The organism is Mesorhizobium sp. M5C.F.Ca.IN.020.29.1.1 (genome assembly GCF_003997375.1).
GTDB lineage: Bacteria > Pseudomonadota > Alphaproteobacteria > Rhizobiales > Rhizobiaceae > Mesorhizobium > Mesorhizobium wenxiniae.
Genome location: NZ_RZSW01000880.1, coordinates 1 through 1,738, shown reverse-complemented (window position 1 = coordinate 1,738; position 1,738 = coordinate 1). Strand labels below are relative to the sequence as shown.

1 protein-coding gene and 1 pseudogene are annotated in these 1,738 nt (G+C 64.1%); one reads left to right on the top strand and one right to left on the bottom strand.

All coding sequences use genetic code 11. The annotated features are described in order from the left end of the window. Window positions 1-124 (bottom strand): annotated as a pseudogene (locus EOA85_RS40225) (aquaporin); the annotation flags it as partial. Window positions 125-355: 231 nt separating this feature from the next. On the opposite strand from EOA85_RS40225, the gene EOA85_RS34570 reads away from it, so the two are divergent. Beyond that, window positions 356-1,645 carry an RsmB/NOP family class I SAM-dependent RNA methyltransferase gene (locus EOA85_RS34570; protein ID WP_127212667.1) on the top strand — a complete coding sequence of 430 codons (1,290 nt, stop codon included), beginning with the start codon at window positions 356-358 and terminating at the stop codon, window positions 1,643-1,645. Window positions 1,646-1,738 lie beyond the last annotated feature (93 nt).

Sequence of the window (1,738 nt, the reverse complement as noted above, 5' to 3'; positions counted from 1 at the left end):
ATGCAAGACCGATGCCTTCCTGCCCGAGTGGCAGCGCGCCGCCGAAGCCGCCCGTCACCACCGAAGCCGTGCCGATGAACACCAGTAGAAATGTGCCTAAAACTTCCGCCAGATAAGTCTTCATTGCCCTCTCCTCGTAATTTCCCGCCGATCCGCTTGCAGTTCTTCGCGAACCACGCAGCGGAAGACTACCGAAACTTCGAAAGTTTGAAAGCATAAGCAATGCACCGATTAGAGCTGTGGGTGCCAACATATCTGCGTTCGATCTGCTATCCGAGACTCTCCCCGCTTGTGTGTGCCAGTCACGCGCTTTAGAGCAGGGCGGAAATAATTTGCTGAGTAACGGAATAAGAAGATGCGACTGGGCGGACGGCTGGCGGCGGCCATCGAAGTGCTGGAGGATATCGGCCGGCGGCACCGGCCGGTGGCCGACGCGCTGAAGGATTGGGGCCTGGCGCACCGCTTCGCGGGAGGCGGCGATCGCGCGGCGATCGGCAACATCGTCTATGACGCGCTGCGCCGGAAGCGCTCGGCCGGGTTTTTGCTGGGCGAAGATACGCCGCGCGCCATCGGTTTTGGCGCGCTGCTGCTTGAATGGAACCAGACGGCGCAGTCGCTGAACGAAGCGCTCGACGGCGACAAGTTTGCGCCGCCGCTGTTGAATGACGGTGAACTGAGGGCCGTCACCGATCGCCGGCTCGACGCTGCGCCGTCGGCGGTACGGGCTGATATTCCGGATTGGTGCGAACCGCTTTTCGAGCAGGCCTTTGGCGCCAGCTGGGTCGACGAAGGTGCGGCGTTAGCGACCCGCCCACCGCTGGACCTCAGGGTCAACACGCTGCGGGCCGACCGCGGCAAGGTGCTCGCGGAGCTGGCCGGGACCGGCGCCAGGGCTGCACGGATCGCACCGCACGGCATTCGCATCCCGCCGATCGCGGGCGACGGCAGGCACCCGAACGTGCAGGCGGAACCGGCCTTCCAGAAAGGCTGGTTCGAGGTTCAGGACGAAGGCTCGCAGATCGCCGCCACGCTGGCTGGCGCGGAGGCCGGAATGCAGGTCCTCGACTTTTGCGCCGGAGCCGGCGGCAAGACGCTGGCACTGTCGGCGGCGATGGACAATCGCGGCCAGGTGTTTGCCCATGATGCCGAAAAGGCGCGGTTGGCGCCGATCTTCGAACGCATCCGGCGCTCGGAAAACCGCAACGTGCAAATCGTCACCAAGCCGGCCGAGCTCAGCACCCTTTCGGGCCACATGGATATCGTCCTAGTCGACGCGCCCTGCACCGGCAGCGGCACATGGCGGCGCCGGCCCGATGCCAAATGGCGGCTGACGCAGAAGCAGCTCGATGCACGCAAAGGCGAGCAATCGGCGATCCTCGATGCGGCCAAAGCCTTCGTGAAACCGGGCGGGCTGCTGGTCTACATCACCTGCTCGGTGTTCGACGAGGAGAATGGCGAACAGGTCGCTGCCTTCCGAGATCGTAACCGCGGCTTTGCCCCGGTCGATCACCGCCAGCTCTGGGACAGCCGCTTTCCGGGCCACGAGACGGCTGCGCGAATCGGCGCCGCAGGCGGCATTTCGCTGTCGCCGGCGCTGAGCAGTACCGATGGATTTTATCTCTGTGCGCTGCGCAAGGACGGCTGAACCATGCCGGCGGACTTGATTGCTGCGGTGCAGCAATAGCGATTGCCTGTCGCTCCTGCCTCTGCAATAAGCTTTTCTGACAGGAGCGTGACA